Source organism: Streptomyces sp. NPDC101237 (genome assembly GCF_044767465.1).
Taxonomy (GTDB): Bacteria; Actinomycetota; Actinomycetes; order Streptomycetales; family Streptomycetaceae; genus Streptomyces; species Streptomyces gramineus.
In genome coordinates this window covers 446,548-472,914 of sequence record NZ_JBIWNY010000002.1, presented here as the reverse complement: position 1 = coordinate 472,914, position 26,367 = coordinate 446,548, and the positions used below count along the sequence as shown (strand labels likewise).

The following is a 26,367-nucleotide window of genomic DNA, read 5'->3' as shown; positions in this document are numbered from 1 at the left end:
GTGGAGAAGAACCGCGCCCTCGGGGTGTACAGCCGCTACGCGCGTAGATATGCTCGGGTGGTGACCATGCCCACCACCGCACCCCACGCACTTGCTGACGTCACCGCGTCCGACAGCACGCTGCGCCGCTTCCTCCACGGGCTGCCCGGCGTCGACGCGGTCGGCCTGGAGGCGCGCGCCGCCTCCCTCGGCACCCGCTCCATCAAGACCACCGCGAAGGCGTACGCCATCGACCTCGCCATCTCGATGGTCGACCTGACGACGCTGGAAGGCGCGGACACCCCGGGCAAGGTCCGGGCGCTCGGCGCCAAGGCGGTCCACCCGGACCCGACGGACCGGACGACCCCCGCCACGGCCGCCGTCTGCGTCTATCCCGACATGGTGGCCACCGCGAAGGAGGCCGTCGCCGGCTCGTCCGTCAAGGTCGCCTCGGTCGCCACCGCGTTCCCGGCGGGCCGCGCCGCGCTGCCGGTCAAGCTCGCCGACGTGCGGGACGCCGTGGCCGCGGGCGCCGACGAGATCGACATGGTCATCGACCGCGGGGCGTTCCTCGCGGGGAACTACGGCAAGGTGCACGAGGAGATCGTCGCCGTGAAGGAGGCCTCGGGCGCCGCCCGGCTCAAGGTCATCTTCGAGACCGGCGAGCTGTCGACGTACGACAACATCCGCCGGGCCTCCTGGCTCGGCATGCTCGCGGGCGCCGACTTCATCAAGACCTCCACCGGCAAGGTCGCGGTGAACGCGACCCCGGCGAACACCCTGCTCATGCTGGAGGCCGTGCGCGACTTCCGCGCGCAGACCGGTGTCCAGGTCGGCGTCAAGCCGGCCGGCGGCATCCGCACCAGCAAGGACGCGATCAAGTTCCTCGTCCTGGTGAACGAGACGGCGGGCACGGACTGGCTGGACAACCACTGGTTCCGGTTCGGCGCCTCCTCGCTCCTGAACGATCTGCTGATGCAGCGTCAGAAGCTGGCCACCGGCCGCTACTCCGGCCCCGACTACGTGACGGTGGACTGATCACCATGGCCAAGGAAAAGATGACCACCGCATTCGAGTACGCCCCGGCGCCCGAGTCCCGCTCCGTCGTCGACATCGCCCCGTCCTACGGCCTCTTCATCGACGGCGAGTTCACCGACGCCGCCGACGGGAAGGTCTTCAAGACGGTCAGCCCCAGCACCGAGGAGGTGCTGTCCGAGGTCGCGCGGGCCGGCGCCGAGGACGTCGACCGGGCCGTCCTGGCCGCCCGCAAGGCGTTCGAGAAGTGGTCCGCGCTGCCGGGCTCGGAGCGCGCCAAGTACCTCTTCCGCATCGCCCGCATCATCCAGGAGCGCAGCCGCGAGCTGGCCGTCCTGGAGACGCTGGACAACGGCAAGCCGATCAAGGAGACCCGCGACGCGGACCTCCCGCTGGTCGCCGCGCACTTCTTCTACTACGCGGGCTGGGCCGACAAGCTGGACCACGCCGGCTACGGCGCGAACCCGCGTCCGCTGGGCGTCGCCGGCCAGGTCATCCCCTGGAACTTCCCGCTGCTGATGCTGGCGTGGAAGATCGCCCCGGCGCTCGCCACCGGCAACACGGTGGTCCTCAAGCCCGCCGAGACGACTCCGCTGTCCGCGCTCTTCTTCGCGGACATCTGCCGCCAGGCGGGCCTGCCCAGGGGCGTCGTCAACATCCTGCCCGGCTACGGCGACGCGGGCGCCGCGCTCGTCGCCCACCCGGACGTGAACAAGGTCGCCTTCACCGGCTCCACCGCCGTCGGCAAGGAGATCGCGCGCACGGTCGCGGGCAGCCGCAAGAAGCTCACCCTCGAACTGGGAGGCAAGGGCGCGAACATCGTCTTCGACGACGCGCCGATCGACCAGGCCGTCGAGGGCATCGTCACCGGCATCTTCTTCAACCAGGGCCAGGTCTGCTGCGCGGGCTCCCGGCTCCTGGTCCAGGAGTCGATCCACGACGAGCTGCTCGACTCCCTCAAGCGCCGCCTGTCCACGCTCCGCCTCGGCGACCCGCTGGACAAGAACACCGACATCGGCGCGATCAACTCCGCGGAGCAGCTCGCGCGGATCACCTCGCTCGTCGAGCAGGGCGAGACCGAGGGCGCCGAGCGGTGGTCCCCGGCCTGTGAACTCCCCTCCTCCGGCTACTGGTTCGCCCCGACGCTGTTCACGAACGTCACCCAGGCGCACACCATCGCCCGCGACGAGATCTTCGGCCCGGTCCTGTCGGTCCTGACGTTCCGCACCCCGGACGAGGCCGTCGCCAAGGCCAACAACACGCAGTACGGCCTGTCGGCCGGCATCTGGACCGAGAAGGGTTCGCGGATCCTCGCCGTGGCCGGCAAGCTGCGCGCGGGCGTGATCTGGTCCAACACGTTCAACAAGTTCGACCCGACCTCGCCGTTCGGCGGGTACAAGGAGTCGGGCTACGGCCGCGAGGGCGGCCGCCACGGCCTGGAGGCATACCTCGATGTCTGATCGCACCGACGAGCGTCTGTCTGTCTTCAAGACCTACAAGCTGTACGTCGGGGGCAAGTTCCCCCGCAGCGAGAGCGGCCGGGTGTACGAGGTGACCGACTCCAAGCACAACTGGCTGGCCAACGCGCCGCAGTCGAGCCGCAAGGACGCCCGGGACGCTGTGGTCGCCGCGCGCAAGGCGTTCGGCGGCTGGTCCGGCGCCACGGCCTACAACCGCGGCCAGGTCCTCTACCGCGTCGCGGAGATGCTGGAGGGCCGCCGGGACCAGTTCGTGCGCGAGGTCGCTGACGCCGAGGGTCTCGGCAAGTCCAAGGCCGCCGCGGTCGTGGACGCGGCCGTGGACCGCTGGGTCTGGTACGCGGGCTGGACGGACAAGATCGCCCAGGTGGCCGGCGGCGGCAACCCGGTCGCGGGCCCGTTCTTCAACCTCTCCTCCCCGGAGCCGACCGGCGTGGTCGCCGTGCTGGCCCCGCAGGAGTCGTCGTTCCTCGGCCTGGTGTCCGTGGTCGCGCCGGTGATCGCGACCGGCAACACGGCGGTCGTCGTGGCCAGCGAGAAGGCGCCGCTGCCCGCGCTGTCGCTGGCCGAGGTGCTCGCCACCTCCGACGTGCCGGGCGGCGTGGTCAACGTCCTGTCCGGCCGCACCGCGGAGATCGCGGCGCCGCTCGCCGCCCACCAGGACGTCAACGCGATCGACCTCGCGGGCGCCGACGAGGCGCTGGCGAGGGAGCTGGAGATCGCGGCCGCCGACAACCTCAAGCGGGTTCTTCGTCCACAGGCTGTGGATTACACCGCGACCCCGGGCACCGAGCGCCTGACGGCGTTCCTGGAGACCAAGACGGTCTGGCACCCGACGGGCGCGCTGGGCGCGTCCGGCTCCTCCTACTGAGGCGGGCCGGACCGCCCCGCCGGGGGCCGGGGAACTGCGATACCGCCACCACGGGCCCGCAGTTCCCCGTCGGCCGTCAGCCGCCCGTGGTGCCCAGCACCTGCCCCAGCACCGGCAGCGACCCGACCGACGACGCCTGCGCCACCGGCCCGGTCAGCATCCTCGACGACACCGGCCGGAAGTCGGCCACCTGCGTCCCCAGCCCGTTGTCCAGCGGGTCGACACCCGTGCCCGCCAGCGGGTTGGGCTTCAGCCCGGTCACCGCCCCCGTGACGTAGGGCAGGGCGCCCCCCAGCGCCTGGAGACCCGAGCCCGGGTCGGCGTGGCCGAGCCCGGCCGGCGCGGACCGCGCCAGGGGTTCCGTCACGTGCTGGGTGTCCGCGGCGGCCGTCGCGGCGCCCGCGCCGAGCGCGACTCCCGCCGTGGCGAGGGCGACCAGGGCGCGCTGAGCGGTCGGATGCGGGGAGGACGCGGTTCGGGCCATGACTGGTGCCACCTTCAAGTGCTCAGGGTAAGCGGATGGGGACTCAGGGTAGTTGAGGTGTGAGTCACGCTCCAAAGCCGACCCGCGGGGTCGGCAGCGGGCGCCCCATGCGTCAAACTGGTGTTCCGTGAGCATTCATCCGCCGTCCCCCGCCCGTGTCGTGCTGCTGTGCGGCCCCTCCGGCTCCGGCAAGTCCCTCGTCGCCGCCCGCTCCGGGCTGCCCGTGCTGCGCCTCGACGACTTCTACAAGGAGGGCGACGATCCGACGCTGCCGCTGGTGGCGGAGAGTTCGGACATCGACTGGGACCACCCCGGGTCCTGGGACGCGGAGATCGCCGTCGAGGCCATCGCCCGCCTCTGCGCCACGGGTTCGACGCCGGTCCCGGTGTACGACATCTCGCTGAGCGCCCGCACCGGTGAGGAAGCGCTGCACATCGGCCGTACCCCGCTGTTCATCGCGGAGGGCATCTTCGCCGCCGAGATAGTGGAGCGCTGCCGGGAACTGGGCCTGCTGGCCGACGCGCTCTGCCTGAACCGGGGGCCGGTGCGGACCTTCCGGCGGCGCTTCCTGCGCGACCTCAGGGAGGGCCGCAAGTCGGTGCCGTTCCTGCTGCGCCGCGGCTGGCGGCTGATGCGCGCGGAGCGGGCGATCGTGGCCCGCCAGGTGTCCCTGGGCGCCCACTCGTGCGACCGGGACGAGGCGCTGGGCCGGCTGGCGGCGGCAGCGGTGGACCGCCATTCCCGGGACCGGGCCGCGGCCTGACCGCGCGGCACCCGCGCACGAGACGAAGAAGCGGGACCGGACGGACCCCCCGGCCCTCCGGTCCCGCTCCCCTTCGCTCCGCCGAACACCCCCGTGTCCCCCGTGGCGGAACTCCCCCGTGCTTTCCCCCGCGAGTCCCCCCGGACTCGCTCTCCCCCTGGGCCCCGACTCGCGTCCCCCGTGAGTCCCCCCGGGCCCTCCCCGTCGGGATCCCCCCGGATCCCTTCACCTTCAGGCGACGAGCTCCCCGAAGGCGTCCTCCTCGTCACGGCCGAAGCTGAGGACCTCGTCCTCGCGCAGCCGGCGGAGCGACCGCCAGATGCTGGACTTCACCGTGCCGACACTGATGTCGAGGATCTCCGCGATCTCCGGGTCCGTGCGGCCCTCGTAGTAGCGCAGGACCAGCATGGTGCGCTGGAGTTCGGGCAGCCGGGCCAGCGCCTGCCACAGGACCGCGCGCAGCTCGGTGCCGCTCATCGCGTCCGTGTCGCCGGGCGTCTCCGGCAGTTCCTCGGTCGGGTACTCGTTGAGCTTGCGGCGCCGCCAGGCGCTGATGTGCAGGTTGGTCATCGTGCGCCGCAGGTAGCCGCCGACGGCGGCCTTGTCGCTGATCCGGTCCCAGGCCCGGTACGTCGAGAACAGCGCGCTCTGCAGCAGGTCCTCGGCCTCGAAGCGGTCACCGGTCAGGTGGTAGGCGGTCGCGTACAGGGAGGCGCGGCGCTCCTGGACGTAAGCGGTGAACTCCGCCTCGGTCAGCGAACGCTGTTCCCCCGTGTCCTCCCCGTACGCGGATCCCCCGTGGGCCTCCCCCGTGAGGCCCTCGACCACCGTCATGTAACCGGTGTGCTGACGCCCGGTGCCGCGAGCGCACCCCCGCCCTCCCCCACGCTCGAATCCGCTCGCGCGGGAGGGACCCCCCTCCGTACCGGACTTCTCGGAACCCCGGTGCACGTCGTGCAGACGCGTGATCACTGCGCTGGTGCTGTGACCGATCAGCGTGTTCATCTCGCGCCCCCCGTCGTGGACTTCCGGTAGTTCGGCTTGCCCGGGCGGTCTCGCTTGCCCGTGCCGAGAACTCTGCCGGGTCACCTTCACGGCCGTATCCGCCGACTGTCACAGACCTGTCACAGGGATCCGGCACAGAGCGTCCACACGTGATGCACAGGTGGTGGTGCGGGGCGGTTCGCGGACGGCTACCAGCCGCACAGGTCGTACGACAGGCCTCTCATGGGCCAGAATGAGCCCGTGCCTTCCCTGTTGCTGATCGAGGACGACGACGCCATCCGTACGGCCCTGGAGCTCTCACTGACGCGCCAGGGGCACCGGGTGGCCACCGCTGCGACCGGTGAGGACGGTCTGAAGCTGTTGCGCGAGCAGCGGCCCGATCTGATCGTCCTCGACGTCATGCTGCCCGGCATCGACGGGTTCGAGGTGTGCCGGCGGATCCGGCGCACGGACCAGTTGCCGATCATCCTGCTGACCGCGCGCAGCGACGACATCGACGTGGTGGTCGGGCTGGAGTCCGGCGCCGACGACTACGTCGTCAAACCCGTCCAGGGCCGGGTGCTCGACGCCCGGATCCGGGCCGTGCTGCGCCGCGGGGAACGGGAGTCCACCGACTCGGCGACCTTCGGCAACGTCGTCATCGACCGGTCGGCGATGACCGTGACGAAGAACGGCGAGGACCTCCAGCTGACGCCGACCGAGCTGCGGCTGCTGCTCGAACTGAGCCGGCGGCCGGGGCAGGCGCTGTCCCGGCAGCAGTTGCTGCGGCTGGTCTGGGAGCACGACTACCTCGGTGACTCGCGGCTCGTGGACGCCTGCGTGCAGCGGCTGCGCGCCAAGGTGGAGGACGTGCCCTCCTCACCGACCCTGATCCGTACCGTCCGTGGTGTCGGCTACCGCCTGGACGCCCCTCAGTGACGGACCGGCAAGGGGGTTTCCGCGGCTGGGCCGCGGATCGCAAGGGGGCCGTGTCCCGGCTGCGCTTCACCAGCCTGCGGCTGCGGCTCGTGGTGGTCTTCGGGCTGGTCGCGCTGACCGCGGCCGTGTCCGCGTCCGGCATCGCGTACTGGCTGAACCGCGAGGCCGTGCTCACCCGCACCCAGGACGCGGTGCTGCGCGACTTCCGGCAGGAGATGCAGAACCGGGCCGGCGCGCTGCCCGTCCATCCCACCCAGGACGAACTCCAGCGCACGGCCGGGCAGATGGCGGGCAGCAGCCAGCGGTTCAGCGTGTTACTGGTCGGCCAGGACCCCGACGGCAAGACGGTGTACGGCAGTTCGGACGGGCTGAGCGCGTTCGCGCTCGACGGCGTGCCCCGTTCGCTGCGGCACGCCGTCGACAAGCAGCAGAAGCCGACCGACTCCGACAGGTCGGCCTACCACCTGTACTGGCAGCGGGTCGTCGACCACGGCACGCCGTACCTGGTGGCCGGGACACGGCTGATCGGCGGCGGCCCGACCGGCTACATGATGAAGTCGCTGGAGCCGGAGGCGAAGGACCTCAACTCGCTGGCGTGGTCGCTGGGCATCGCCACCGGGCTCGCGCTCATCGGTTCGGCGCTGCTCGCGCAGGCCGCCGCGACGACCGTCCTGAAGCCGGTGCACCGGCTGGGCGTCGCGGCCCGGCGGCTCGGCGAGGGCAAGCTGGACACCCGGCTGCGGGTGTCCGGCACGGACGAACTCGCCGATCTGTCACGGACGTTCAACGACGCGGCCGAGGCGCTGGAGAAACGGGTCGACGACATGGCCGCGCGGGACGACGCCTCGCGCCGGTTCGTCGCCGACATGAGCCACGAACTGCGGACGCCGCTGACCGCGATCACCGCCGTGACGGAGATCCTGGAGGAGGAACTGGAGGCGGAGTCCGGGTCGGTGGACCCGATGATCGAGCCCGCCGTCCGGCTGGTCGTCAGCGAGACGCGCCGCCTGAACGACCTCGTCGAGAACCTGATGGAGGTCACCCGCTTCGACGCCGGCACGGCCCGGCTGGTCCTGGACGACGTCGACATCGCCGACCAGATCACCGCGTGCATCGACGCGCGGGCCTGGCTGGACGCGGTCGACCTGGACGCCGAGCGCGGCATCCACGCCCGCCTCGACCCGCGCCGCCTCGACGTGATCCTCGCCAACCTGATCGGCAACGCGCTCAAGCACGGCGGTTCGCCGGTCCGGGTGTCGGTGCGGATGGACCAGGAGGAGGGCGGTGACCTGGTGATCGCCGTGCGCGACCACGGTCCTGGCATCCCCGAGGACGTGCTGCCGCACGTCTTCGACCGGTTCTACAAGGCGAGCGCCTCCCGGCCGCGCTCCGAGGGCAGCGGCCTGGGCCTGTCCATCGCGACGGAGAACGCCCGGATCCACGGCGGTTCGATCACCGCCGCCAACTCCCCCGAGGGCGGCGCGGTGTTCACCCTGCGGCTGCCGCGGGACGCCTCGACGCTGACCGCACAGAGCCAGGACGCCGCGGAGAAGGACGCCTGATGCACGTACGAAGACTCCTGGGGGCCGCCGGGCTGGTGCTGGCGCTCGGCGGGTGCGGGATCCGGGCCACCGAGGTGCCGACCGACTTCGGCGGTGCGCCCTCGCGGGTGCCGTGCTCGATGACCCAGCCGGACCTGCCGGCGCAGTCCGCGCGCGGAGTGCCGGTGCAGGTGTTCCTGCTGTGCGGGTCCTCGCTGGTGACCGTGGACCGGGAGGTGCTGGTGCCGGAGGGCACGGCGGACGCGCAGCGGCGGGTGATCGTCGCCCAGGGGCTCCTCGACCAGCTCGCGGAGACGCCCACCGCGCCCGAGAAGGCGGCGGGCTACACGACGTACGTGCGCGGCGGGATGTCGGTCGTCGGGCCCCGGCCCGGGGATCCGGAGGACACGCTGCGGCTGAGCACGCCGCCGGCCCAGCTGACCTCGTACGCGCTGGGCCAGATCGTGTGCACGCTCTCCGACTCGGCGGCGGCCGAGGGCGACGGCTCGGTGATCCTCGGCGGCCCCGGGCGCGAGCCGCTGCTGCGGTACGAGTGCACGGACGCGGTGCGCAACGCGCCGAGCGGGAACCGGCCGCCGTCCGGGGATGTTCCTTCCGGCTGAGGGGCGGCGCCGCGGCGCCTGGCGTTGCCCCGGGCGCCGCACGGCGGGGGCGGGGCGGTGGGGGCCTGCCGTCCGGTTCCCCGCGCCCCTCGCGGGGCGCGCGTCCTGACCGGCCTGTGTCCGAGGCCTCACTCCCGTATCCGGAACCGTTCGTGTGCGCGCGGGCGTCTTGGGGGGCGTGCAGCGTCAAGGCTCCATCGGCAACAACGCCGCGATCCGCGTCCGTGTGACAGGGGGTGTCCTCCTCGTCGCCCATCTCGCGTTCGTCGCCTGGCTGATGCTGCGGCCCCTGGACGTGCCGTGGGTGATGCCCCCCAACCTGCACCCGTTCGCCGGGATCCGCGCCGACCTGGCGCTGGGCCCGCGCGAGGCGGCCCACCGGATCGGCGAGGGCCTCGCGCTGCTCGCGCCGCTGGGCGTGCTGCTCCCGGCGGTCCACGGCCGGCTCCGTGTCTCGCCGCTCGCCTCCCTGGTCCGTACGGCGACCGCGGCCGCGCTGCTCTCGCTCGGCATCGCCCTGCTGCAGACCGGCGTGCCGGGGCGGGTGGTGGACGTCGACTCGGTCCTGCTGAACACGGCCGGTGTGGTCCTCGCGCATCTGGCGGTGGTCCCGGCGGCCCGCGCGCGGTTCCGCCGGCGCGGTGCCCGGCGCCGGCACCCGGCCCTTCCCCAGGAGGACGCGGCTCAGGGTCGTACCCCGACGATTCCCAGGGTCGGGATCGCTCCGTAGAGCGACGCTTCGACCCGGTTCGTCTCCGTACCTTTGAAGTGGACGAGGGGCCGCAGGGGCCGCCTCGAACCGGTCGCCCACCGCACCGGACCGTCACGAAGGAGACGCGGATGTCCAGCCTCGCCCGCCCCACCCATGGCCGCATGATCGGCGGAGTGTGCGCCGCGCTGGCCCGCCGCTTCGGCACCTCCGCGACCACCATGCGGGTCGTCTTCCTGCTGTCCTGCCTGCTGCCCGGACCGCAGTTCCTGCTCTACATCGCGCTGTGGATCCTCCTCCCCTCGGAGGAGAAGGCCACCGCCTGGTGACGGCCGGGCACGGCGACGCCGTCGGGGCGCACCGGAGTGTTCCGGTGCGCCCCGACGGCGTTGCCGACCGGCCCTGGGGGAAGGGGTCAGCCGATCGGGATCCCGTTCACCGGCAGCCCGTGGGTGGGCATGCCCTGGACGGGCAGGCCGCCGAGGAGACCGGCGACGGGCTTGGTCGGGCCCGCGGCGAGGACCTGCCGGGCGGCCGGCTGGGCGGCGGCGAGACCGGCGGAGAGAGCGGTCCGCCCCTGCGTGAGAGCCTCGCCGGCGCCCGGCAGGGCCTTGGCGACGTTCTCGGCCGGCAGCGTCCTGGTGACGGTGTCCAGGGCCTGCGAGGAGTCCGGGACGGCCGGGGCCGCGTTGGCCGCACCGGCGCCGGCGGCGGCGAAGGCGGCGCCGAGCGCGGCGACACCGAGGGTCTTGGCAGCAGACTGCTTCATCGTTGATGCGTCCTTGGAATACGGCGACGGGGATTCATAAAAAACGTGCTGAGCGGTCCACGACCGTAAACATGCCGGACCGCCCACCGCAAACACCGAAATGCGGACGGCCGGTGAGAGCGCGTCCGCGTTCCGGGCCCCGCCGAATCCTCCGGTCAGTCCTTCCGGTCGGCAGAACCGCTGGTGGATGCCGTCTGCTGGAACAGCCATTCGGATTTCAGCTCCGCATAACCGGGCTTGACGACGTCATTGATCATGGCGAGTCGTTCATCGAAAGGAATGAACGCTGATTTCATCGCATTGACGGAGAACCATTGAAGGTCGTCGAGCGTGTACCCGAACGCCTCGACAAGGTGCTCGAATTCCCGGCTCATGCTGGTCCCGGACATCAGGCGGTTGTCCGTGTTCACGGTGGCCCGGAAGTGCAGCCGGCGCAGCAGTCCGATGGGGTGCTCGGCGTAGGAGGCGGCGGCCCCGGTCTGCAGGTTGGAGCTGGGGCACAGCTCCAACGGGATCCGCTTGTCGCGGACGTAGGAGGCGAGCCGGCCGAGCTTGACCGTGCCGTCCTCGTGGACCTGGATGTCGTCGATGATCCGCACGCCGTGCCCGAGCCGGTCGGCGCCGCACCACTGAAGGGCCTGCCAGATGGACGGCAGCCCGAAGGCCTCGCCGGCGTGGATGGTGAAGTGGTTGTTCTCGCGCTTGAGGTACTCGAACGCGTCGAGGTGCCGGGTGGGCGGGAAGCCGGCCTCGGCGCCCGCGATGTCGAAGCCGACGACGCCCAGGTCCCGGTAGCGGTTGGCGAGTTCGGCGATCTCCAGGGAGCGCGCCGCGTGCCGCATGGCGGTGAGCAGGGCGCCGACCCGGATCCGGCGGCCGTTCTCCCGGGCGAGCGCCTCGCCCTGCCGGAAGCCCTCGTTGACGGCCTCGACGACGTCTTCGAGGGAGAGGCCGCGGTCGAGGTGCTGCTCGGGCGCGTACCGCACCTCGGCGTAGACGACGCCGTCCTCGGCGAGGTCCTCCGCGCACTCGCGCGCGACCCGCACCAGGGCCTCGCGGGTCTGCATGACGCCGACCGTGTGCGAGAAGGTCTCCAAATACCGCTCCAGCGAGCCGGAGTCGGCGGCCTCCCGGAACCAGAGACCGAGCTTGTCGGGGTCGGTCTCGGGAAGCTGTGCGTAGCCGGTCTCCCGGGCCAGGTCGGCGACGGTGCCGGGGCGCAGGCCGCCGTCGAGGTGGTCGTGCAGCAGAACCTTCGGTGCCCGGCGGATCTGCTCCGGCGTCGGGGTGTTCGCGATGCTCTGGCTCGTCATTTCCGCACTGTAACTCCTACGCGCGTAGATCGCCCGGTACTCTGCGCATTCCGTTTCCCGTCGATACGCAACGGTGACCGCACCGACGGGACGCGTACACCGCTTCTTCTGACACTGTTCTGTCATGGCACAGCAAGCGACGCCGGTCCGAACGGCCAGGCTGGGCAGAGCAGTCGGTCAGGAGCCGACGACGGTGAGCGGAGCGGTCCTGCTGCTCCCGGGCGGTGAGGAGGTCTCCGCCCGCAGACCGTCCCCCGTTTGGGCGACGCCCTTCGTCCGCGCGCTCGGACGCCGGCTCGCCCGGGACGGCCGCCGGGAGGGCCTGGCCGCGCACCTCGTCCACTACCGCTACCGCGGCTGGAACGGCGCCGAGGCACATCTGGCGGGAGACGCGAACTGGGCCGCCGACGAGGTGGTACGGCGGTACGGCGACGTCCCGGTGTGCCTGGTGGGGCTCGGCATGGGCGGCCGGGCGGCGTTGCGCGCGGGCGGCCACGAGGCCGTGAACTCCGTTGTCTCCATCGCCCCTTGGCTGCCGGAGACGGACGTGGCGGCGCCCGAGGAACCGGTACGGCAGCTGGTGGGCCGCCGGGTGCTGATCGTGCACGGCACGAACGACGAACGCACCGACCCCGAGCTGTCGTTCCAGCTGGCCGCGCGGGCCAAGAAGGCGAACCGGGAGGTGTGCCGGTTCGAGGTGCACTCCGACGGGCACGGACTGCACCAGCACCGGGACGAAGTCCTCGCCCTCGCCGCGGACTTCGTGATGGGCGCGGTGTACGGGCACACGGTGTCGCGGCCGGTGGAGGACGCGCTGGCGGCGCCGCCGCCGATCGGCCTGCGGATGCCGCTCGCCGCGGGGTTCGGCCGGTCGCTGCGCAAGGGGTGAGGCGGGCGGGTCCGGTGCGGAAACCGGCCGTCACGCGTAGGGCCTGTCTGACACTTCCCGTCTGCCGCGCGACGACGGGAAGTGTCAGACAGACCCTCTAGGCCGGGAGCAGCGTCCCCCGCCGCGACAGCAGGAACTTCTTGAAGGCCGCCACCGGCGGGGTGTCCGGATGGCCCCGCAGCCAGGCCACGCCGATCTCCCGGGCGGCCCTCGGCGCCGTGACCGTCAGTTCCACCACGCCGGGGCGGGGGAAGGCCGGCGGCGGCAGCAGCGCGACCCCGAGTCCCGCCGCCACCAGGCCCCGCAGCGTCTCCGCCTCCTCACCCTCGAAGGCGATCCGCGGCCGGAACCCGGCCTCCGCGCACAGGTCGTCGGTGATGCGGCGCAGGCCGTACCCCGGCTCCAGGGTCACGAACGTCTCGTCGGCCGCCTCGGCCAGGCGGACCCGCTTGCGGGCGGCCAACGCGTGGTCGGCGGGGACCACCAGGCGGAGCTTCTGTTCGTCCAGGCGCCTGGCCACCAGGTCGGGGGCGTCCGGCACCGGCGAGGTGAGGCACAGGTCCAGCTCGCCCGCCCGGAGCTTCTCGATCATGGCCTCGCCGTAGTTCTGGACGAGGCCGAAGCGGACCCCGGGATGGTCGACGCGGAAGGCCTGGAGGAGGCCGGGCACGGTCTCCGCGCCCATCGTGTGCAGGAAGCCGAAGGCGACCTTGCCGGTGGCGGGGTCGGCGTCGGCGCGTACCTCGTCGGCGGCGCGCTGCACCTCGGCGAGGGCGCGCTCGACCGAGGCGAGGAAGGTGCGGCCGGCCGGGGTGAGCGAGACGGTACGGCCGTGCCGGGTGAACAGGTCGACGCCGAGGTCCTGCTCCAGGCGGGCCATGGCCCGCGAGAGCGTGGACTGCGGGACCTCGATCTCCTGCGCGGCCCTGGTGACGTGCTCCGTGCGGGCCACGCCGGCGAAGTACGCGAGGCGGGGCGCCAGCAACATCGTCATGTCTGCTGTGTCACTGTCCGGTGACAGGCGCTTCGCTGACCTCCGTTGATGCTCCATGGGAACGATTATGGCGATTCCGTGCATTGGACGGATCAGAAGGGGCTCCGTACGTTCGAGGTATGTCTCCCGCCAGTACCGGGGCGTCCACCGCCGTGGACGCCGCAGCGCCCGTCCCCGCCACCGACACCCCCGACTCCCGGATGGCTCCGGGCGGCCCCGGCTACCGCCGGATGAGCTTCGCCCTCTTCCTCTCCGGTGTCGCGACCTTCGCCCTCCTCTACTCCACGCAGGCCCTCCTGCCGCTGATCTCGGACGGCTTCGGGGTGAGCGCGAGCGACGCGAGCTGGACGGTGGCGGCGGCGACCGGCGGTCTGGCGCTGTTCGTCATCCCGATGAGTGCCCTGTCCGAGCGCTTCGGGCGCCGTACGGTCATGACCGCGTCGCTGGCGGTGGCGGTGACCGTGGGCCTCCTGGTCCCCTTCGCGCCGTCGCTGGCCGTGCTGGTGGTGCTGCGGGGCGTCCAGGGCGCCGCGCTGGCCGGGCTGCCGGCCTCCGCACAGGCCTACCTGGCCGAGGAGGTCCGGCCGAAGGCGCTGGTCACGGCGATCGGCCTGTTCGTCGCCGGCAACAGCGTCGGCGGCATGAGCGGGCGGGTCATCACCGGCTGGGTCGCCCAGGAGTGGGGCTGGCGGGTCGCGGTGGGCGTCATCGGCGTGGTCGCGGTCGGCTGCGCGGTGGCCTTCCGGCTGCTCCTCCCCGCCCCGCGGCACTTCAAGGCCGGCTCGCTGCACCCGCGGCGGCTGCTCGGCACGGTCCGCGACCACCTCGCCAACCCGCTGCTGCGCCGCCTGTACGCGATCGGCGCGCTGTTCATGACCGTCTTCGGCGGCGTCTACACGGTGATCGGCTACCGCCTGACCGAGGAGCCGTTCTCGCTCCCGCAGGGCATCGTCGGCTCGATCTTCCTGGTCTATCTGGTCGGTACGGTCTCCGCGTCCGCGGCCGGACGCCTGGTCGGCCGCCTCGGCCGCCGGGGCGCCCTCTACCTGGGCGGCGGCACGACGGCCGCGGGCCTGCTGCTCTCCCTGGCCGACTCGCTCCCGCTGGTCCTGCTGGGCCTGGTCCTGATCACCGCGGGCTTCTTCGCGGGCCACGCGGTGGCGTCCTCCGCGGTCAGCAAGACGGCCGCCCACGGCCGGGCCCAGGCCTCCGCCATCTACCAGTCGGCGTACTACATCGGCTCCAGCGCGGGCAGCACCGTGGGCGCGCTGGCCTTCCACGCGAGCGGCTGGGCGGGAACGGTCGGGGTGGCCCTGCTGGCCGTCCTCGGCGTGGTGGCGATCACCGTGCTGGGATCGGTGGCGGCCCGCCGGGTCGTGGCGCCCGCTCACTGAGCCGCCCCGCCCCCTCGGGCGTCCCCTGGCCCGCCCTACCTGCACGTTTCCGTACTCCGGGGGTCATTGTCAGTCCCCTGCGGTAGCTTCCAAGTGCTGGAGCGCGACGGCGCGCGAACAGGAACGGCCACAGGGGTGGGTGGACGGCAATGACCGACAGCACGGCGACGGCGGAACTCGACGTCGCACTGGAGAAGTACCGGACCGAGCTGACCGGTTACTGCTACCGGATGCTCGGCTCCTCGTTCGAGGCCGAGGACGCCGTGCAGGACACGCTGGTGCGGGCCTGGCGGAGCTACGACAAGTTCGAGGGCCGCTCCAGCCTGCGGTCGTGGCTGTACCGGATCGCGACCAACGTGTGCCTGGACCTGCTCAGCGCGGGCAACAAGCGGGCCCGTCCGATGGACCTCAGCGAGTCGACGCCGCTGGCCCGCGCCGCGCTCGCGCCGAGGCCCGACAACACCTGGCTGGAGCCGGTGCCGGACGCGCGCGTGCTGCCGACCGTGGACGACCCGGCGGAGGCGGCCGTCGCCAAGGAGTCGGTCCGCCTCGCCTTCATGGCCGCGCTGCAGCAGCTGCCGCCCAAGCAGCGGGCGGTGCTGATCCTGCGCGAGGTGCTGGCCTGGAAGGCCAGCGAGGTGGCCGAGCTGCTCGGCACCACCGTCGCGTCGGTCAACAGCGCCCTGCAGCGGGCCCGGGCCACGCTGGCCGAGCAGCAGCAGTCGGGCGCCGCCGCCGAGGTCTGCGACCCGCTCGACGAGGAGCAGCAAAAGCTCCTGGAGCGCTACGTGGCGGCGTTCGAGGGCTACGACATGACCGCGCTGACGGCGCTCCTGCACGAGGACGCCGTCATGACGATGCCGCCGTTCGACCTGTGGCTGGTGGGCCACGAGGACATCGCGGGCTTCATGACCACGCTCGGCTCCGCCTGCGAGGGCTCCCGGCTGTTCCCGGTCCAGGTCAACGGGCTGCCCGGGTTCGCCCAGTACAAGCCCGACCCGGACACCGGCGGCTGGACCCCCTGGTCGATCCAGGTCCTGGAGATCTCAGACGGCCGGCTGACCGGGTTCCACTTCTTCCTCGACACCAAGCGCTGGTTCCCGCTCTTCGGCTTCCCCCTCCACCTGGATGCGGAGGCCGACGAAGCGGAGCAGGGAGCGTAAGGCGGGGTCGGGGTCGCGCAGCCGTATCCGCCCGCCGGCCCGGCGGGCGGTCAGCTCCAGCCGGGCCAGCAGGTCGACGGCCGCGAGGCCCGGCGGTCCCAGACCGCCGACGTCACAGACGACGACCCGGTCCCCGCGGCCCGGCAGCAGGCCGCGCACGTCGTCGCAGAGCCCCGGCACCTCGTCCCTGGTGACGGGGCCGGACAGCACGAGCACGGCGGGGGTCACGGCATCCACGAGCGGTAGACCGGCGAGGGCCTGACAACTCATCGGCAGGTCCGGGGCCGTCCCGTACGGTCACGGAGATCACCGGGACCGCCACGTTGACCTGCGCCTGACCCGCACCGGAGGGTTGGGTGTATGCGCCACAGACCAGCACGCACGCGGACCCCCGACGGCCTTGCGCACGTCAAGGAGGTTCCGTGCAAGGGGTGCTGAGCGGCTTCGCGGTCATCGCGATCGTCATCGGGGTGGGATACGTCCTCGGCCGTGCCGGCCACCTCGGGGCCGACGGCCGCGAGGTGCTCACCAAGCTGGCCTTCCACGTCGCCTCCCCCGCGCTGCTGTTCACCACCCTCGCCAGGGCCGACCTGGCGGTGATCTTCTCCAGCCGCCTCCTGGTGACGGCCCTGTCCACGGCCGCGGCGGCGGGCGCGTTCGTGGCGGTGGGCGTCGCGCGTCACTGGGGCGTGGGCCGCACCACCATCGGCGCGCTGAGCTCCGGCTACGTCAACTCCGGGAACCTCGGCATCCCGATCGCCGTGTACGTGCTGGGGGACGCGTCCCTGGTGGCTCCGGTGCTGCTCTTCCAGGTGGTGATCCTGACCCCGGTCGCCCTGACGGTCCTCGACCTGTCGGGCACGGGCGAGAAGGGTCCCTGGTGGCGGCGGCTGCTCACCCCGCTCCGCAACCCGATAGCCGTCGGCTCCCTCGCCGGCGTCCTGGTCGCGGCGCTCGGCATCCGCCTTCCGGGCCCGGTGATGGATCCGCTGACCCTGATCGGGAACATGTCGGTCCCGGCGGTGCTGCTCGCCTTCGGCATCTCCCTGCACGGCAGCACCCCGCCCGGCCGGGGCCGCGACCGGCACCCGGTGTTCCTGTCCGTGGCGCTGAAGTCGGTGGGCCAGCCGCTGGTCGCCTGGGCCCTGGCGTCCGCGGTCTTCGGCCTGCGCGGAGCCCCGCTCCTCGACGTGACGGTGACCTCGGCGCTGCCGGCCGCGCAGAACCTCTACACGTACGCGAGCACCTACCACGTGGGCGAGGAACTGGCCCGCGACTCGGTCCTGCTCTCCACGGTGCTGGCGGTACCGGTGCTGGTGCTCGTGGCGGCGCTGCTGGGGTGAGGGACCGATCCCAGCATGGTGAACGGGACCGGCGGAGGTCCACCGGTCCCGTTCACCATGCGAGGAGATCCCCTGGTCAGGCGATACGTTCCCGCACGACCGGCGACGCCGTGAACTCCGTGCCCGCCGCCGCGATGTCGTAGGAGCCCTCCACCGACTGGAGCGCGTACGCGAAGCGCTCCGGGGTGTCCGTGTGGAGGGTCAGCAGGGGCTGGCCCGCCGTGACCGTGTCGCCGGGCTTGGCGTGCAGCTCGACGCCCGCGCCCGCCTGCACCGGGTCCTCCTTGCGGGCACGGCCGGCGCCCAGGCGCCAGGCGGCGACGCCGATGTCGTAGGCGTCGAGGCGGGTCAGGACGCCGGACGACGGCGCGTTGATCACGTGCTGCTCCTTCGCCACCGGGAGGACCGCGTCCGGGTCGCCGCCCTGGGCCGCGATCATCCGGCGCCAGACGTCCATCGCCGAGCCGTCGGCCAGCGCCTTCGCCGGGTCGGCGTCCTTGAGGCCGGCCGCGTCGAGCATCTCGCGGGCCAGGGCGAGGGTCAGCTCCACGACGTCGGAGGGGCCGCCGCCGGCCAGGACCTCGACAGACTCGCGGACCTCCAGGGCGTTGCCCGCCGTGAGGCCGAGGGGGGTGGACATGTCGGTGAGGAGCGCGACCGTCTTCACGCCGTGGTCGGTGCCGAGGCCGACCATGGTCGAGGCCAGTTCACGCGCGTCCTCGATCGTCTTCATGAAGGCGCCGGTGCCGACCTTCACGTCCAGGACGAGCGAGCCGGTGCCCTCGGCGATCTTCTTGGACATGATCGAGGAGGCGATCAGCGGGATCGCCTCGACGGTGCCGGTGACGTCGCGGAGCGCGTAGAGCTTCTTGTCGGCGGGGGCCAGGCCGTCACCCGCCGCGCAGATCACCGCGCCGGTGGTGTCCAGGACGTTCAGCATCTCCTCGTTGGAGAGCAGCGCGCGCCAGCCGGGGACGGACTCCAGCTTGTCCAGGGTGCCGCCGGTGTGGCCGAGGCCCCGGCCGGAGAGCTGCGGGACGGCCGCGCCGCACGCCGCGACCAGGGGGGCCAGCGGGAGGGTGATCTTGTCGCCGACGCCGCCGGTGGAGTGCTTGTCGGCGGTCGGGCGGGACAGCGAGGAGAAGTCCATGCGCTCGCCGGAGGCGATCATCGCCGCGGTCCAGCGGGCGATCTCGCGGCGGTTCATGCCGTTGAGGAGGATGGCCATCGCGAGCGACGACATCTGCTCGTCGGCGACCTCGCCGCGCGTGTACGCGTCGATGACCCAGTCGATCTGGTCGTCGCCGAGTTCACCGCGGTCCCGCTTGGTGCGGATGACGGAGATGGCGTCCATGGCCATGACGTTCCCTTCGATGCATTGCGAAGCCGTACGGCCCCTCCCGGCGAGGAGGGGCCGTACGGGAGTTACTTGGTGAGATGGTCCGGGCCGAAGGCCTGGGGCAGCATCTCGGAGAGGGGCAGGACGCCCGCCGGGGTGTCCAGCAGGAGGTCCGGGCCGCCGAACTCGTAGAGCAGCTGGCGGCACCGCCCGCACGGGACGAGCAGCCCGCCCGTGCCGTCCACGCAGGTGAAGTGCGTGAGCCGGCCGCCGCCGGTGCGCTGCAGCTCGGAGACGAGACCGCACTCGGCGCACAGGCCCAGGCCGTAGGACGCGTTCTCCACGTTGCAGCCGGAGACCGTGCGGCCGTCGTCGACCAGGGCGGCGGCACCGACCGGGAACCCGGAGTACGGCGCGTAGGCGTGGGACATGGCCGCCCGCGCCCCCTCCCGCAGGGTCTCCCAGTCGAAGCCGGCGGCCTCGGTCGTCACTTGCCCTGTCCCTTCCGGTACGGCAGGCCGTCCGCCTTCGGCATCCGCAGGGACTGCGCGGACAGCGAGAGCACCAGCAGGGTGACGAGGTACGGGGTCGCGGTCACCAGCTGGCGCGGGACCTCGTTGGTGGTCGCGTACCAGACGAACATCAGGACCGAGATGACGATCGTGATGACGGCCGGGACGTACTTCTTGCGCCAGGCGAGGTAGACCGCGCCGAAGACCAGCAGGATCGCGAGCAGCAGGATCAGCGCGTGCACGTTCACCGTGCCGCCGCGCAGGTTGAGGCTGTCGGTGTAGCCGAACAGGCCCGCGCCGAGCGCCAGTCCGCCCGGCATCCAGTTGCCGAAGATCATCGCGGCGAGACCGATGTAGCCGCGGCCGGCCGTCTGGCCGTCCAGGTAGACGTTGGAGGCCACGATCGACAGGAAGGCGCCGCCGAGGCCGGCGAAGCCACCGCTGATGATCACCGCGATGTACTTGTACTTGTAGACGTTGACGCCGAGGGACTCGGCCGCGACCGGGTTCTCGCCGCAGGAGCGCAGGCGCAGGCCGAAGGCGGTGCGCCACAGCACCCACCAGGTGACCGGGACGAGGGCGACGGCGATGACCGTCAGCGGGGACAGGTCGGTGAGCAGACCGCCGACCAGGCCGCCGATGTCCGAGATCAGGAACCAGTGCTTCCCGTTGAGCGTGTTCAGCCAGTCGGACAGGCCCGGGACGCTGAACGTGCCGAGCGAGTCGATCGGCGGGGACTGCTTGGAGGAGCCGCCGGGAGCGTCCTCGAAGGTGAACTTCGAGAGGTAGCGGGTGGCGCCCAGGGCGAGGATGTTCAAGGCCACACCGGAGACGATGTGGTTGACGTTGAAGGTGACGGTCGCGACGGCGTGCAGCAGGGCGCCGAGCGCGCCGCCGATGATGCCGAACAGGACGCCGGCCCAGGGGCCCCACTGGTAGCCGGCCCAGGCGCCGAACCAGGTGCCGAGGATCATCATGCCTTCGAGGCCGATGTTCACGACGCCCGCGCGCTCGGCCCACAGACCGCCGAGACCGGCGAGGCCGATCGGGACGGCCAGGCGCAGCGCGGTGGACATCTGGCCGGTCGAGGTGATGCCGTCGGCGCCGGTGATCAGGCGGACGGCCGAGGTCAGGATCAGTACGCCGGCGATGACCAGCAGGAGTACCGGGAGCGACATTCGGCGGCCGCCCTTGCCGGGCTGCTTCGCCTGCGGCTTGGCGATGGTCGCGGTGGACATCAGGCCGCCACCTCCTTCTTGGTGTTCTGGGCGGCGGCCGCGGCGAGCTCCGCGCCGACCTGGCGCTGCTGGCGGCGCAGGCCCCACTGGCGTACGGCTTCGTAGGAGATGACCACGGAGAAGACGATCAGACCCTGCATGATCGTGGCGATCTCCTTCTCGTACGCCACCGGGGTCGCGTAGTCGAGGGCGGGCGAGGCCTTGTCGAGGAAGGCCCACAGCAGGGCGGCGAAGGCGATGCCGCCGGGGTTGTTGCGGCCGAGCAGGGCGATGCCGATGGCGGTGAAGCCGAGGCCGGCCGGGAAGCTCAGGCTGTAGGTGTGGGTGTCGCCGAGCAGCAGCGGCAGGCCGGCGAGGCCGGAGACCGCGCCGGAGATCAGCATGGAGATCAGGACCATGCGCTTGGCGTCGACGCCGGAGGCGGCCGCGGCGGACTCGGAGGCGCCGGTGGCGCGCAGGTCGAAGCCGAAGCGGGTGCGGTTGAGGACCACCCAGTAGGCGATGCCGAGGGCGACGGCGACGAAGACCATGCCGTAGATCTCGCCGACGTCCGAGCCCAGGTCGATGCCGGGGAACCAGCCGGACTTCTTCATGTCGCCGGTCGTCATGTTGTTGCCGACCTGCACGCCCCACACGTCGGCGAGGGTGACATAGCCGATGACGCTGGTGGCGATGGCGTTCAGCATGATCGTGGCGACGACCTCGCTGACCCCGCGGGTGATCTTGAGGACGCCCGCGATGCCGGCCCAGAAGGCGCCGGTGAACATGGCGACCAGGAGCAGCATCGGGATCTGCAGGAAGGCGGGCAGGCCCACGTTGGCGCCGACCACGGCCGTCATCACGGCGGCGAGACGGTACTGGCCGTCGACGCCGATGTTGAACAGGTTCATCCGGAAGCCGAGGGCGACCGCGATGGCCGCGATGTAGTACATCGCCGCCTGGTTGACGATCAGCACCTGGATGTCCGAGTACGGCAGCTGCTGGAGCATCAGGGAGTACGGCTCGAACGGGTTGCGGTTCGAGGCGAGCAGCACGATCGACGTCAGCGCGATCGCGAGGACGAGCGCGATGACCGGGCCGGCCAGCGCGAGGAGCACCCGCTCCTTGTCGAACTTCTTCATCGGGCCTCGTCCTCCGGACCGGCGGCGCCCTCGGATGCTTCTGGGGCGGTGTCTACGTGTTCCAGGTGACCGGACGCGGCGCCGGTCATGGCGGAGCCCAGCTCCTCCGGGGTGACGGTGGCCGGGTCGGCGTCGGCGACCAGCTTTCCGTCGAAGATCACCCGCAGGGTGTCCGACAGGCCGATCAGCTCGTCGAGGTCGGCGGAGATCAGCAGCACGGCCAGGCCCTCGCGGCGGGCCTCGCGGATGCGGTCCCAGATCTGCGCCTGCGCGCCGACGTCCACACCGCGGGTGGGGTGGGCGGCGATCAGGAACTTCGGGTGGTGGCTCATCTCGCGGCCGACGATCAGCTTCTGCTGGTTGCCGCCGGAGAGGGAGGCGGCGGTGACGTCGATGCCGGGGGTGCGGACGTCGTACTCCTCGACGATCCGGCGGGTGTCGGCCTGGGCGCCCTTGATGTCCAGCCAGAAGCCCTTGGCGTTGGGCTTCTCGGTGACGTGGCCGAGGATGCGGTTCTCCCAGAGCGGCGATTCCAGGAGCAGGCCCTGGCGGTGCCGGTCCTCGGGGATGTACCCGACTCCCTGCTGGCGGCGCTTGCGGGTGGCCCACGGGGTGATGTCCTCGCCGAGGAACTCGATCGTGCCCGAGTCGGCGTCGCGGGTGCCGATCAGCGCGTCGATCAGCTCGGTCTGGCCGTTGCCCTCGACACCGGCGATGCCCATGACCTCGCCGGCGTGGATGGTGAAGGTGACGTCGTCCAGGACGCGCTTGGCCGCGCCGGGGGCGCCGGTCTCGATCAGGACGTCGGCGCCGGCCGTGGCGCCGGACGAGCCGGGGGTCGCGGTCTCGGGCTGCGCGCCGAGTTCGCCGAGGGAGGCGCCGGCGGCGTAGACGGTGAGGCCGCGGACGGTGACGACCGGCCGGTCGGTGACCGTGGACTCGGCGGTCTCCGGGGTGGGCAGCTCGCTGCCGACCATCAGTTCGGCGAGCTGGCGCGGGGTGGTCTCGGAGGGGACCGCGGTCCCGACCGTCGTACCGCGGCGGATGACGGTGATGTCGTCGGCCACCGACAGCACCTCACCGAGCTTGTGCGAGATGAAGATGACGGACAGGCCCTCGGACTTCAGCTCCCGCAGGTTGTCGAAGAGCGCGTCGACCTCCTGCGGGACGAGGACGGCGGTGGGCTCGTCGAGGATCAGGGTCTTGGCACCGCGGTAGAGGACCTTGAGGATCTCCACGCGCTGGCGGTCGGCGACGCCGAGGTCCTCCACCAGGGCGTCGGGGCGGATGCCGAGGCCGTACCGGTCGGAGATCTCGCGGATCTTCTTGCGGGCGTTGCCGCCGATGCCGTACAGCTTCTCGCTGCCGAGGACCACGTTCTCGAGGACGGTCAGGTTGTCGGCGAGCATGAAGTGCTGGTGGACCATGCCGATGCCGCGCGCGATGGCGTCGGCCGGGGACGAGAAGGTGACCTGCTCGCCGTCGACGGTGATGGTGCCCTCGTCCGGCTTCTGCATGCCGTAGAGGATCTTCATCAGGGTCGACTTGCCGGCGCCGTTCTCGCCGACCAGGGCATGGACGGTGCCCTTGCGGACGGACAGGTGGATGTCGTGGTTGGCCACGACTCCGGGGAATCGCTTGGTGATCCCCGCCAGCTCGACCGCGGCTGTCGTCTCTGCGGTGAGCGGAGGGCTGCTGGACGCGTCGATGGCGCACTCTCCTCGGGAACGGGGCCATCTACGCGCGTAGCGCCCCTGCTTTAAATAGTGCCCGGACCTGACCGAGCTTTTTTGACTCTCGATCCGTTCCGAGCATTCTGCCGCGCGAACGAGGGGCTTCCCGCCGCGGCCCGTAGGGATCCGGGTCTACGGCAGGGGCGCGGGAGGAAGATCCTGCCCGCACCCCGTTCCGTGGCCGTAACGCTGCCATTACAGCGTCTTTTTGGCCATGCCTACGGCATGATCATGACCGTGGGTCAGGAGGTCTTGACCACGATCGAGCCGTCCTTGATGCCGGCCTCGGCCTTCTTGAGCGCGGCCTGCAGGGCGGCGTTGTTCTTGAAGACCGGGTTGGAGTCGGCCAGCCCGACGCCGCCGTTGTCCAGCGCGCCGCGGACGACGCCCGACAGCGGCTTCTTGTCCTTGATGACGGACTTCGCGAGGTCGTACACCGAGCCCTCGACGTTCTTCAGGGCCGAGGTCAGGATGTACTCCTTGTACTGCGCCAGCGGGCGCTGGTTGTACTGGTCGGAGTCCACGCCGATGGCCCACACCTTGTGGCCGGCGGCGGACTTGATGACGCCCTGGCCGGACAGACCGGCGGCGGCGTAGAGCACGTCGGCACCGGCGCTGATCTGGCCGTCGGCGGCGGCCTCGCCCTTGTCGGGGCTGGAGAAGCCGCCCTCCTGGGCGGTCTGGGTCAGGTACTGCGACTCGACCTTGATCTTCGGGTTGACCGACTTGGCGCCCTGGACGAAGCCCGCCTGGAACTTGTGGATCAGCGGGACGTCCACGCCGCCGATGAAGCCGATGTGGTTCTTCTTGGTCACCTTGGCCGCCGCGACGCCGGCCAGGTACGAGGACTCCTCCTCGTGGAAGACCATGTCGGCGACGTTGGAGGCCTGGGTCTTGTCGTCGTCGATGATGCCGAAGGAGACCTTCGGGAACTTCGCCGCGGCCTCCTTGACGGCCGGGGCGTAGGCGAAGCCGACGCCGATGACCGGGTTGTAGCCGGAGCGGGCCAGCGTCTCAAGGCGCTGCACCTTGTCCGCGTCGGACTCGCCGTCCTGGGGCTCCACGTCCCGGCCGCCGACGCCGAAGTCCTTCTCGGCCTTCTGGAAGCCGGCGTACGCGGCATCATTGAAGGACTGGTCGCCCTTGCCGCCGACGTCGTAGGCGAGACCGACGCCCTTGGACTTGGCACTGCCGCCGGCGGACTCGGTGGACGAGCCGCCACAGGCGGAGACGGTGACGGCAAGAGCTGCGGTTGCAACGCCTGCAACCGCTATACGGGACACCCGGCGCATGGAACGAGACTCCTTCGTGCAAGCGCCCATTCCAGGCGCTGGTTCCGCCGCAGCGTAACGCGCGTAGACATATCAGAGAACCCCAAATTGCCAGAGCGTTATCCGACCGTTTTGAACCTTCGCCACCGCACGCGTCCGTGTCATGTAGCAGCTCACCACGGGTGGAAGATCCGCCAGCAGAGGGATCTTTCACCGGAGGTCCTGCGGCAGGATCCATGATCGAAACAAGCATTTCCGCAGGCAGACCACCTGCGGGAGCCTTCGGATCCTTGGGGAGGATCATGGAACTGCGCAAGCTCGCGGCCGCCTCGGCGGGTGTCGGAATCGTGCTGTCCGCCGCCGTGGTGGGTGTGGCGACGCCCGCGATGGCGTCGACGAACTGCAGCACCTGGACGTCCGCGGACCGGGCGACCGGCTACGGCAAGTGCACCGGGGGAGACACCCGCTTCGACGTGCACCGGGTCAAGGTCGTCTGCATCGGCCCGACCGGCAAGACGTTCAACGTGTACGGCAAGTGGGTCAACACCCGGGACGGCGAGACCTCCAAGGGAGTCTGCTCCACGGACACCAGGAAGTCCGGCGTCGAGGTGTACAAGATGAGCGTCGAGACGGACCGGCTCTGACCTTCGGGTACCGATGAACGCGTGAGGCCCGGCCGGGATGTCCCGGCCGGGCCTCACGCCGTCCTCACGCGGTGATCACTTGGTGTTGACGGTGACCTTGCCGTCGATGATGTCCTGCTTGGCCTTCTCCACGGCCGCGACGACCTTGGTCATGGCCTTGTACTTCGGGTTGGTGTCCGCGAAGCCGACGCCGCCGGTCTTGAGGGTGCCGTTGACCACACCGGTCTCGGGCTTGCCCTCGTGGACGGACTTCACCAGGTCGTAGACCGCGCCGCCGACGTTCTTCAGCGCCGAGCCGAGGATGTAGTCCTTGTACTTGGCGAGCGCGTCCTGCGCGTACTGGTCGGAGTCGACGCCGATCGCCCACACCTTGGCGGTGGCGGCGGCCTCGATCACGCCCTGTCCGGAGAGGCCGGCCGCGTGGTAGATGACGTCGGCGCCGGCGTCGATCTGGCCCTGCGCGGCGGCCTTGCCCTTGTCGGGGCTGGAGAAGCCGCCCTCCTGGGCCGTCTGCGTCAGGTACTGCGACTCGATCTTGACCTTCGGGTTGACCGACTTGGCGCCCTGGTCGAAGCCGGCCTCGAAGGTGTGGATGAGCGGGACGTCGACGCCGCCGATGAAGCCGATGTGGTCCTTCTTGGTGGCGGACGCCGCGGCGACGCCGGCGAGGTACGAGGACTGCTCCGCCGCGAACACCATGTCCACGACGTTGTCGGCCTTCACCTCGTTGTCGTCGATGACGCCGAAGGTGATCTTCGGGTACTTGGCGGCGACTTCCTTGACCGCGGGGGCGTACACGAAGCCGACGCCGATGATCGGGTTGTAGCCGGCCTTGGCGAGTTCGTCCAGGCGCTGGACCTTGTCGGCGTCGGTCTCGTTGTCGGCGGGCTCGATGTCCCGGCCGCCTATGCCGAAGTCCTTCTCGGCCTTCTCGAAGCCGGCGAAGGCGGCGTCGTTGAAGGACTGGTCGCCCTTGCCGCCGATGTCGTACGCGAGACCGATGCCCTTGCCGTTGTACTTGCCGGACGAACTGGTGTCGCCCGCGCTGTCCGAGCTGGACTTGCCGCACCCGGCGGCCGCGAGGGCGATGACGGCAACGGTCACCGCAGTCTGGGAGAACCGAGTCCTCCGACCCGAGATATGACGCACAGCAAGCACCCCTTCGTCCCCACGGCACCGTCACCGGCCCGCTTGCCCAACCGTCCACCCACGGTGGCGATTTCGGCGCACAGTAACGC

Annotated in this window: 27 protein-coding genes; 14 read left to right on the top strand and 13 right to left on the bottom strand. The window is 71.3% G+C overall.

The window, feature by feature from the left end; translation table 11 throughout:
- The first annotated feature begins 66 nt into the window (after window positions 1-66).
- Genes deoC through ACIRQ9_RS05230 form a run of 3 tightly spaced genes read left to right on the top strand, consistent with a single transcriptional unit; the run spans window position 67 to window position 3,363 of the window.
- On the top strand, window positions 67-1,017 hold the full coding sequence (gene deoC / locus ACIRQ9_RS05240) for a deoxyribose-phosphate aldolase (protein ID WP_404167536.1): 951 nt from the start codon (window positions 67-69) through the stop codon (window positions 1,015-1,017).
- Window positions 1,018-1,037: 20 nt separating this feature from the next.
- Window positions 1,038-2,474 (top strand): aldehyde dehydrogenase family protein, encoded by a 1,437-nt coding sequence (locus tag ACIRQ9_RS05235; protein WP_404167293.1) that lies wholly within the window; start codon window positions 1,038-1,040, stop codon window positions 2,472-2,474.
- Window positions 2,467-3,363 carry an aldehyde dehydrogenase family protein gene (locus tag ACIRQ9_RS05230; RefSeq protein WP_404167291.1) on the top strand — a complete coding sequence of 299 codons (897 nt, stop codon included), beginning with the start codon at window positions 2,467-2,469 and terminating at the stop codon, window positions 3,361-3,363. Before ACIRQ9_RS05235 ends, ACIRQ9_RS05230 begins: the two co-directional genes overlap by 8 nt.
- 76 nt (window positions 3,364-3,439) lie before the next feature.
- Here the strand turns inward: ACIRQ9_RS05230 and ACIRQ9_RS05225 are convergent, their stop codons facing one another.
- On the bottom strand, window positions 3,440-3,847 hold the full coding sequence (locus tag ACIRQ9_RS05225) for a hypothetical protein (protein ID WP_404167289.1): 408 nt from the start codon (window positions 3,845-3,847) through the stop codon (window positions 3,440-3,442).
- Between the two features lie 127 nt (window positions 3,848-3,974).
- Here ACIRQ9_RS05225 and ACIRQ9_RS05220 point away from each other — a divergent pair, with 127 nt between their 5' ends.
- The gene (locus ACIRQ9_RS05220) at window positions 3,975-4,610 is read left to right on the top strand and encodes a uridine kinase (RefSeq protein ID WP_404167287.1); all 636 of its coding nucleotides are present in this window, start codon (window positions 3,975-3,977) and stop codon (window positions 4,608-4,610) included.
- 231 nt (window positions 4,611-4,841) lie between these two features.
- Here ACIRQ9_RS05220 and ACIRQ9_RS05215 read toward each other — a convergent pair whose 3' ends face one another.
- Window positions 4,842-5,615: a SigE family RNA polymerase sigma factor gene (locus ACIRQ9_RS05215; RefSeq protein ID WP_404167285.1), complete on the bottom strand. Its 774-nt coding sequence runs from the start codon at window positions 5,613-5,615 to the stop codon at window positions 4,842-4,844.
- Window positions 5,616-5,855: 240 nt separating this feature from the next.
- Here ACIRQ9_RS05215 and afsQ1 point away from each other — a divergent pair, with 240 nt between their 5' ends.
- The 5 genes from afsQ1 to ACIRQ9_RS05190 all read left to right on the top strand — a co-directional run bounded on the left by afsQ1 (window position 5,856) and on the right by ACIRQ9_RS05190 (window position 9,735).
- A complete protein-coding gene (afsQ1, locus tag ACIRQ9_RS05210; protein WP_177232965.1) occupies window positions 5,856-6,533 on the top strand; it encodes a two-component system response regulator AfsQ1 in 678 nt (225 codons plus the stop codon).
- On the top strand, window positions 6,530-8,095 hold the full coding sequence (locus ACIRQ9_RS05205) for an ATP-binding protein (protein ID WP_404167283.1): 1,566 nt from the start codon (window positions 6,530-6,532) through the stop codon (window positions 8,093-8,095). Before afsQ1 ends, ACIRQ9_RS05205 begins: the two co-directional genes overlap by 4 nt.
- The gene (locus tag ACIRQ9_RS05200; protein ID WP_404167281.1) at window positions 8,095-8,697 is read left to right on the top strand and encodes a hypothetical protein; all 603 of its coding nucleotides are present in this window, start codon (window positions 8,095-8,097) and stop codon (window positions 8,695-8,697) included. The genes ACIRQ9_RS05205 and ACIRQ9_RS05200 overlap by 1 nt, the downstream gene beginning before the upstream one ends.
- 178 nt (window positions 8,698-8,875) lie before the next feature.
- Entirely contained in the window at window positions 8,876-9,427 is a 552-nt protein-coding gene (locus ACIRQ9_RS05195) for a VanZ family protein (protein WP_404167279.1), read from the top strand.
- A gap of 110 nt (window positions 9,428-9,537) precedes the next feature.
- Complete coding sequence (locus ACIRQ9_RS05190; protein ID WP_132891288.1) at window positions 9,538-9,735, top strand: PspC domain-containing protein; 198 nt, start codon at window positions 9,538-9,540, stop codon at window positions 9,733-9,735.
- Between the two features lie 86 nt (window positions 9,736-9,821).
- Here ACIRQ9_RS05190 and ACIRQ9_RS05185 read toward each other — a convergent pair whose 3' ends face one another.
- Window positions 9,822-10,175 (bottom strand): ATP-binding protein, encoded by a 354-nt coding sequence (locus ACIRQ9_RS05185; RefSeq protein WP_404167277.1) that lies wholly within the window; start codon window positions 10,173-10,175, stop codon window positions 9,822-9,824.
- 155 nt (window positions 10,176-10,330) lie between these two features.
- Window positions 10,331-11,488 carry an adenosine deaminase gene (locus tag ACIRQ9_RS05180; protein WP_404167275.1) on the bottom strand — a complete coding sequence of 386 codons (1,158 nt, stop codon included), beginning with the start codon at window positions 11,486-11,488 and terminating at the stop codon, window positions 10,331-10,333.
- Window positions 11,489-11,612: 124 nt separating this feature from the next.
- Between ACIRQ9_RS05180 and ACIRQ9_RS05175 the strand changes: the two genes are divergently transcribed.
- Window positions 11,613-12,377 (top strand): prolyl oligopeptidase family serine peptidase, encoded by a 765-nt coding sequence (locus ACIRQ9_RS05175; RefSeq protein ID WP_404167273.1) that lies wholly within the window; start codon window positions 11,613-11,615, stop codon window positions 12,375-12,377.
- A gap of 97 nt (window positions 12,378-12,474) precedes the next feature.
- On the opposite strand, the gene ACIRQ9_RS05170 is transcribed toward ACIRQ9_RS05175, so the two are convergent.
- On the bottom strand, window positions 12,475-13,428 hold the full coding sequence (locus tag ACIRQ9_RS05170; RefSeq protein ID WP_404167271.1) for a LysR family transcriptional regulator: 954 nt from the start codon (window positions 13,426-13,428) through the stop codon (window positions 12,475-12,477).
- A 62-nt stretch (window positions 13,429-13,490) separates the two neighbouring features.
- On the opposite strand from ACIRQ9_RS05170, the gene ACIRQ9_RS05165 reads away from it, so the two are divergent.
- Together ACIRQ9_RS05165 and ACIRQ9_RS05160 are read left to right on the top strand one after the other, a co-directional pair.
- Window positions 13,491-14,765 carry an MFS transporter gene (locus ACIRQ9_RS05165; RefSeq protein ID WP_404167269.1) on the top strand — a complete coding sequence of 425 codons (1,275 nt, stop codon included), beginning with the start codon at window positions 13,491-13,493 and terminating at the stop codon, window positions 14,763-14,765.
- Between the two features lie 149 nt (window positions 14,766-14,914).
- A complete protein-coding gene (locus tag ACIRQ9_RS05160; RefSeq protein ID WP_404167267.1) occupies window positions 14,915-15,928 on the top strand; it encodes a sigma-70 family RNA polymerase sigma factor in 1,014 nt (337 codons plus the stop codon).
- Here ACIRQ9_RS05160 and ACIRQ9_RS05155 read toward each other — a convergent pair.
- Complete coding sequence (locus ACIRQ9_RS05155) at window positions 15,812-16,198, bottom strand: STAS domain-containing protein (RefSeq protein WP_404167265.1); 387 nt, start codon at window positions 16,196-16,198, stop codon at window positions 15,812-15,814. The two genes, ACIRQ9_RS05160 and ACIRQ9_RS05155, sit on opposite strands and share 117 nt — an antisense overlap.
- A gap of 152 nt (window positions 16,199-16,350) precedes the next feature.
- Here ACIRQ9_RS05155 and ACIRQ9_RS05150 point away from each other — a divergent pair, with 152 nt between their 5' ends.
- Window positions 16,351-17,271 carry an AEC family transporter gene (locus ACIRQ9_RS05150; protein WP_404167263.1) on the top strand — a complete coding sequence of 307 codons (921 nt, stop codon included), beginning with the start codon at window positions 16,351-16,353 and terminating at the stop codon, window positions 17,269-17,271.
- A gap of 76 nt (window positions 17,272-17,347) precedes the next feature.
- On the opposite strand, the gene ACIRQ9_RS05145 is transcribed toward ACIRQ9_RS05150, so the two are convergent.
- The 6 genes from ACIRQ9_RS05145 to ACIRQ9_RS05120 form a co-directional block, all read right to left on the bottom strand.
- Window positions 17,348-18,625 (bottom strand): thymidine phosphorylase, encoded by a 1,278-nt coding sequence (locus ACIRQ9_RS05145; RefSeq protein ID WP_404167534.1) that lies wholly within the window; start codon window positions 18,623-18,625, stop codon window positions 17,348-17,350.
- Between the two features lie 71 nt (window positions 18,626-18,696).
- Entirely contained in the window at window positions 18,697-19,101 is a 405-nt protein-coding gene (locus tag ACIRQ9_RS05140; RefSeq protein ID WP_351932849.1) for a cytidine deaminase, read from the bottom strand.
- Window positions 19,098-20,360, bottom strand: a complete 1,263-nt coding sequence (locus ACIRQ9_RS05135) for an ABC transporter permease (protein ID WP_404167261.1) — start codon at window positions 20,358-20,360, stop codon at window positions 19,098-19,100. Before ACIRQ9_RS05135 ends, ACIRQ9_RS05140 begins: the two co-directional genes overlap by 4 nt.
- Window positions 20,360-21,481 carry an ABC transporter permease gene (locus ACIRQ9_RS05130; protein WP_404167259.1) on the bottom strand — a complete coding sequence of 374 codons (1,122 nt, stop codon included), beginning with the start codon at window positions 21,479-21,481 and terminating at the stop codon, window positions 20,360-20,362. The genes ACIRQ9_RS05135 and ACIRQ9_RS05130 overlap by 1 nt, the downstream gene beginning before the upstream one ends.
- On the bottom strand, window positions 21,478-23,190 hold the full coding sequence (locus ACIRQ9_RS05125) for an ABC transporter ATP-binding protein (protein ID WP_404167532.1): 1,713 nt from the start codon (window positions 23,188-23,190) through the stop codon (window positions 21,478-21,480). Before ACIRQ9_RS05125 ends, ACIRQ9_RS05130 begins: the two co-directional genes overlap by 4 nt.
- 266 nt (window positions 23,191-23,456) lie before the next feature.
- Complete coding sequence (locus tag ACIRQ9_RS05120; RefSeq protein WP_404167257.1) at window positions 23,457-24,506, bottom strand: BMP family protein; 1,050 nt, start codon at window positions 24,504-24,506, stop codon at window positions 23,457-23,459.
- Window positions 24,507-24,787: 281 nt separating this feature from the next.
- Between ACIRQ9_RS05120 and ACIRQ9_RS05115 the strand changes: the two genes are divergently transcribed.
- Complete coding sequence (locus tag ACIRQ9_RS05115) at window positions 24,788-25,129, top strand: hypothetical protein (protein WP_404167255.1); 342 nt, start codon at window positions 24,788-24,790, stop codon at window positions 25,127-25,129.
- A 75-nt stretch (window positions 25,130-25,204) separates the two neighbouring features.
- Here the strand turns inward: ACIRQ9_RS05115 and ACIRQ9_RS05110 are convergent, their stop codons facing one another.
- A complete protein-coding gene (locus ACIRQ9_RS05110) occupies window positions 25,205-26,233 on the bottom strand; it encodes a BMP family protein (RefSeq protein ID WP_404167253.1) in 1,029 nt (342 codons plus the stop codon).
- Window positions 26,234-26,367 lie beyond the last annotated feature (134 nt).